This window comes from Winogradskyella sp. UBA3174 (assembly GCF_002364335.1).
GTDB lineage: Bacteria > Bacteroidota > Bacteroidia > Flavobacteriales > Flavobacteriaceae > Winogradskyella.
This window is the reverse complement of record NZ_DEXW01000013.1, coordinates 13,425-20,233: the sequence shown is the minus strand read 5'-3', so window position 1 is coordinate 20,233 and position 6,809 is coordinate 13,425. Positions and strand designations below refer to the sequence as shown.

General features: G+C 33.4%; 3 protein-coding genes. All 3 read left to right on the top strand.

The window, feature by feature from the left end:
• A partial coding sequence (locus tag B2U95_RS01365; RefSeq protein WP_296311702.1) for an ABC transporter permease occupies positions 1-1,458 on the top strand: 1,458 nt, incomplete at its 5' end.
• Positions 1,459-1,695: 237 nt separating this feature from the next.
• On the top strand, positions 1,696-4,137 hold the full coding sequence (locus B2U95_RS01360; RefSeq protein WP_296311700.1) for an ABC transporter permease: 2,442 nt from the start codon (positions 1,696-1,698) through the stop codon (positions 4,135-4,137).
• 178 nt (positions 4,138-4,315) lie between these two features.
• The gene (locus B2U95_RS01355; RefSeq protein ID WP_296311697.1) at positions 4,316-6,748 is read left to right on the top strand and encodes an ABC transporter permease; all 2,433 of its coding nucleotides are present in this window, start codon (positions 4,316-4,318) and stop codon (positions 6,746-6,748) included.
• The last annotated feature ends 61 nt before the right edge of the window (positions 6,749-6,809 follow it).

Here is a 6,809-nt window from a genome sequence, read left to right as displayed (position 1 = left end):
GGGATTCGTAAAACGCTTGGGAGTTCAAGAAAACAGCTCATAGGTCAATTTATGGGTGAGACGTTTTTATTGGTATTACTATCTGCTTTATTATCCGTAGTACTATCTAAATGGTTAATTAATATATTTTCAGATTTTGTTCCAGAAGGGTTAAGTTTTGAACTATTTAAATCACCCGTAATAATTAGTGGAGTCATTGTTTTGTTGTTATTGGTGACATTTTTATCAGGACTCTATCCCGCATTAATATTATCAAAATTTAATGCAGTCTCTGTTCTAAAAAACCATTTAGGGGTTGGAAATAAAAAATCAAATCTTCGAAAATTCCTAACTGTTTTTCAATTTTCCATTGCTCAAGTTTTTATTATAGCCACATTATTGGTTGGGAACCAAATCAACTATTTGTTAAATAAGGATATGGGTTTTAAAACTGACGCTATCGTATCAGTATATAGTCCGAGAAGTGAGGGCGGATTATCTAAAAAAGAATTGTTTGCTGAGAAGTTAAAAACCATTCCAGAAATTAAGCAAATTAGTTTAGGGGGTGAGCCACCGGCCTCAATATCGACGAATAGTACGAATGTGAGTTATAATAATGGTAAGGTTGAAATGAAATCAGAATTACAGTTTGTTTTTGGTGATACCAACTATTCAGAATTATTTGAATTGGATATTATAGCAGGAAGAACCCTAAGAAATGATACGATTAAGGAATTGGTAATCAATGAAACATGTCTAAAAAATCTTGGGTTTGCGAGTCCTGATGAGGCTATCGGTAAAATGGTTCAACTAAATGGAGATGCTATCCCTGTTGTAGGAGTTATGGCAGATTTTTATCAGCGCTCTCTAAAGAGTAAGATAAAACCAATGGCACTTCGTGGTGATTGGAACCGCTCACGATGGAGTCAGTATTATGCAGTTCATATTGCATTTCAAAATGCGTCTGGTATTGGATTAGAAGAAACACTTTCTAAGATTGAGACCATTTATAAATCGGTTTATACGGATGTTGAGGACTACAGGCTTGTATTTTTAGATGAGACTATTCAGAAGTTTTACACTAGAGAACAAAAGGTTTCAAAACTACTAAATTGGGCCACTGGCTTATCAATTTTAATAAGTTGTCTCGGCTTATTAGGTCTCGTGATTTACACCACCAATAGACGTGTAAAAGAAATAGGAGTCCGCAAAGTTTTGGGCGCTTCATTATTACAAATTAATACGCTTTTATGTAAAGAGTTTTTAATTCTAGTCGCTATAGCTTTTATCATAGCATCACCAATAGCTTGGTATGGTATTAATAATTGGTTGCAAGATTTCGCTTATAAGACAAGCATTAGTTTTTGGGTGTTTTTAGCAAGTGGAAGTACTATGATTTTCTTTGCATTATTAGTCATAAGCATAAAGACACTTCAAGCTGCTAATGCAAATCCCGTGAACTCGTTACGTTCAGAGTAAATCAATCAGAAACCTATAGTGTCGTAATTCTACTTTTAAAGTGTTCGGATATGAACAATTAGTGTATCAAAATCGAACACTTTTATTATGAGAAATAATTTCATTAATCTAGTTTACAGGTAATTAAGTGTTTGGCATTATCTTCACTATATAATAAGTATGACAATTTAGAGAATTTATAATGTTTTTAACTTTCAGCACTCATAATGATTAACGCTCTATTCAAAATTAGAAATCATGATTAATAATTATTTTAAAATAGCATGGAGAAATCTTTGGAAACACAAATTGTTTTCGACAATAAACATCATCAGTTTAGCCATAGGTTTTAGTGCATCCTTCGTCATTGGACTCATGGTGTATTATGACCTTACATTTGATAAATTTCATCCAGATAGTGAACTTATTTATAGAGTGACCTCTACTTTTACTACTAACGATTCTGAAGGAACTAACGGTGGAATTCCGATGCCCTATATAAATGAGGTGAAAAACAATATTAGTGCTGTAGAATTTTCAAGTGGAATTCATGTTGCGAATCTTCAAAAAGTAAAGGAAGAGGCTACAAAGAAAACTTTTAAAAATCCCGATTATGTAATTTTCACTGATTCAGAATATTTTCAAATATTTAATTATAATTGGTTGGCTGGAAATCCAGAAATTGCTTTAAATGCCCCAAACCAAGTGGTATTGACTAATAAAAGAGCTCAAAAATACTTTCCATCATTACAACCTGATAAGGTAATTGGTCAGACTTTAGTATATAACGATTCTATACAAACTACGGTTTCAGGTATTGTAGCCAGTTTTGAGGAGCGTTCTGATTTAATATTCGAGGAATTTTTATCATTAGAAACGGCCAAAAAGACGAGTTCTAATGGTTATATTTTTGACCCACAATGGGATAACACAAGTTCTAGTAGTCAATTATTTGTTAAGGTGATAAACCCTTCAGCAAATTCTGTTATTAAAGAGAAAATGGATGCCTTGGCTGTTGAACATAGATCTGATTGGGCAATAAAATATAATATGAGTCAAAGTTTCAATCTTCAGCCACTTAGAGACTTGCATTTTAATACAGAAGTTGGGCTTTTCAATTTTAGTGAGGAACCTGCAGATAAATCGGTAATGGTTGGACTAGGACTAATCGCATTATTTTTACTCTTATTAGGTGTAATTAATTTTATAAACTTCAATACAGCCCAAGCCAATCAACGTGCTAAAGAAATAGGAATACGCAAAACACTTGGAAGTTCTAAAAAGCAACTTGTTTTTCAATTTATGGGTGAAACCCTATTACTAACTATTGCTTCTGCACTTATTTCTGTGGTGTTTGCATACTGGTTACTTCACGTATTTTCTGATTTCACACCAAAAGGGTTAGAGTTTTCACTGTTTAAAGACCCACTAATAATTGGTTTTGCCCTAGTTCTAATTGCATTGGTAACCTTTTTATCAGGAATTTATCCTGCATTAGTACTAACACAGTATAAGCCAATTTCAGTACTTAAAAATCAGGTAGTTAATAAAGCAGGTAAGCCAGCATTACGTCGCTTCCTAACCGTTTTTCAGTTTTCAATTGCGCAAGTTTTTATCATTTCAACCATTTTAGTTGCTAAGCAAATTAATTTTATGATGAATAAGGATATGGGCTTTAAAACGGATGCTATTGCTAATGTTCGGACACCATGGTATAATAATACAGAAGAAAAGCAAGCGAGGTTTGAGCAAGAGCTTAAAAAATATCCTGAAATATCCAAACTTGCAAGAGGAGGGTCTACTCCAGCTTCATTTAGTGAAAATAGGACTCTCGTTACATATATTAAAGAAGATGGTACTGAGCTTCAAACACCTTTACAGTTACTTAGAGGCACTAAAGATTATATCGATCTTTATGGTATTGAGTTATTAGCTGGGAGAGCAACATTAAATGACTCTCTCCAAGAAATTATTATCAATGAGACCTATCTTAATATTCTTGGTTTTAAAGCCCCTAGCGATGCTCTTGGAATACAAATAAAAAGGGAAGATGAAACATTTCCAATTGTTGGTGTAGTTAAGAATTTTAATCAACGTTCATTAAAGGATCCAATTAATCCTCTTGCTTTAATTGGAAATTGGGGAGGTACAAGATTTGGAGTAATGCATTTTACTTTGGCAAATAATGAAGAAGTTAGTATGTCAAAAACAATTTCTAAAATTGAAACTGCTTATAAGTCAATTTATCCTGATGCAGATTTCCAAGTAAATTTTATGGACGAAACTGTCGAAAGGTTTTATAATCAAGAACAAAGTTTATCCAAATTGCTTAGTTGGGCGATGGGTTTATCTGTATTAATAAGTTGTCTTGGGCTTTTAGGTTTAGTGATTTATACAACAGAGCGGAGAACAAAAGAAATTGGTATTCGTAAAGTTTTAGGCGCTACATTATCACAGCTTAATGTGTTGCTATGCAGGGAGTTTGTGTTGTTAGTTGGTATTGCTTTTATTATTGCAGCACCATTGGCCTATATAGGGCTTAACAGTTGGCTTGAGGATTTTGCATTTCAAACGAACTTGAGTTGGTGGATTTTTGTACTTAGCGGCTTAGGAATGGTAATTATAGCTGTTGCAATAATGAGTGCTAAAACAGTTTCAACTGCTTTAAAAAATCCGGTTCATAGTTTAAAAACTGAATAGGTAACACTATTATGATACGTAATTATATAAAAAGAGCATTCAGGACTTTATTAAAGCATAAAGGCTATAACTTCCTAAACATATTTGGCTTAGCCAAAGACATTACTTGCGCTAGCTTAATTTTTCTTTAGTTTGAAGATGAGGTGAGTTTTAATTCAACTTTTAAAAAATAGAAATCATGATTAAGAATTATTTTAAAATAGCATGGAGAAACCTTTTGAAAAACAAAGGTTTTACAGCCATTAATATTATTGGCTTATCATTAGGTATTGGTTGTTTTATTATGATTTCCATGTTCGTGATAGATGAATTAAGTTATGATCGCTATCATGAGAAGGCAGATCGCATTTACCGAATAAATTCAGATTTCATTTTTGGAGGTGCAGAAATGAGTATGGCTGTGAGTTCAGATCCTATGGGAGAAACGCTAAAGAGCGATTATCCAGAAGTTGAAGACTATGTGAGACTTTATGCTTCTCAAGGATCTAAGTTAATTAAAAATGGAAATGAATATATTAACGAATTAACAGTAGTACATGCCGATTCTACTTTGTTTAATGTCTTTACATTACCGGCAATAATAGGCGATACGAGAACGGCACTTAACGCACCCAACACCGTAGTTATAACAGAAATTGCAGCGAAACGTTATTTTGGGAGCGCAGAACTTGCTATGGGTGAAATGCTAGAGACCGGTGATGATAACAAAACATTATATAAAGTAACCGCTGTTATAGAAGACCTACCTAAAAATTCACATTTCAATTTCGATTTTTTCTTCTCCATGGCCAATGTCGATTATGATTTTGGTAATTATTTAAGTGCCAACTTTCACACGTATGTGCTATTAAAAGAAGGTACAGATTATAAAATATTCAATAAAAATTTTACAGAAGTTATTGAGAAGTACTTGCTGCCACAAGCAGTGGAATTCATGCAAATTCAGAGTATGGATGAGTTTGAGGCAAGTGGAAATAGATTAGAATATTCTTTAATGCCACTTACAGATATACATTTACATTCTTCAAGAGGAGTCGAATTAAGTGCAAATGGCAATATCCAATATGTTTATATTTTTTCCGCTGCCGCATTATTTATATTATTAATTGCTTGTATCAATTTCATGAATCTTACGACTGCAAGATCTTCAGGTAGAGCAAAAGAAGTAGGTATACGTAAAGTTTTAGGTTCTGAAAAGAAAGCACTAATTGGACAGTTCTTAACCGAGTCAACCCTAATTGCCTTTTTAGCGCTTTTTGTGGGTTTGTTGTTTGTATGGCTTTCTTTAGGATGGTTTAATGGCATTTCAGGAAAAGAAATGTTTATGTCTTCTTCATTAAGCCCAAAATTTATAATATTCATCTTTTTGCTTCCGTTTATAGTTGGTGGATTAGCGGGTGCATATCCAGCCTTCTTCTTGTCTTCATTTAAGCCAATTAAAGTATTAAAAGGGACATTATCAACAGGGCATAAAAAAAATACTTTACGTAATTTTTTAGTGGTGTTTCAATTTGCAACATCCATCATTTTAATTGTTGGTACAGTAGTCATATATAAACAAATAAATCACATTCAATCTGCAAATTTAGGGTTCAATAAAGAACAAGTGTTAGTGGTCAACAATTCGGGATTATCAAGTGAAACCAAACAATCTCTGAAAAATGAGATTGAACAACTGACTGCAGTGAAATCAGCTTCGTTTGCAGGATTTTTACCAGTATCTAGTTCTTCGCGTTCAAGCACAATTTTTTCTACAGAAACTGTCATGACAGAATCTAACGGATTTAACATGCAGTATTGGGACGTAGATTATGCTTATTTGGAAACGATAGGGATGAAAATGAGTGAAGGTCGGAATTTCTCTCGAGATTTTGGTTCAGATTCAACAGCTATAATATTAAATGAGACGGCTGTTAAATTAGCTGGTTTTCAAAACCCTATTGGAAAAAAAATATATAGAGAAAAGAAGAATAGTGACCTTCAAGTCTATACGATTATTGGTGTGGTTGAAAATTTTAATTTTGCATCTCTACGTGAAAATGTTGGAGGATTAAGTTTAAAATTAGGAAATAATAGTTGGGAAACTGCCTATAGATTTAATACTGCTGATGTTAATGGTTTGCTGTCTACAATTCAGAATAAATACAAGGCTGCTGCTCCAGGAATGCCATTTAAATATGAATTCTTAGATGAAGCTTTTGAAAATATGTATCGCCAAGAGAGACGTGTTGGGACCGTTGCCCTTGTTTTTGCATTATTGGCAATAATTATTGCTTGTCTTGGCTTATTTGGTTTGGCAACCTACATTGCTGAACAACGCACAAAAGAAATTGGCATACGCAAGGTACTAGGCGCTTCAGTAATAAATATTGTTAAAATGTTGTCTACGGATTTTGTAAAACTAGTGATGCTTGCCTTTGTCATAGCAACACCTATAGCATGGTGGTTTATGCAGAAGTGGTTGCAGGAATTTGCTTTTAGAATAGATCTTCACTGGGGGATTTTTGCAGTTACTGGATTAGTAGCCTTAGTCATAGCTCTAATAACATTGAGTTTTCAGGCTATTAGAGCCGCTATGGCTAATCCAGTAGTTAGTTTAAAAACAGAATAAATTAACGCTCAATTAATAATCAATCAAATCAAGTGACCATGATCTTAAATTATATCAAAAT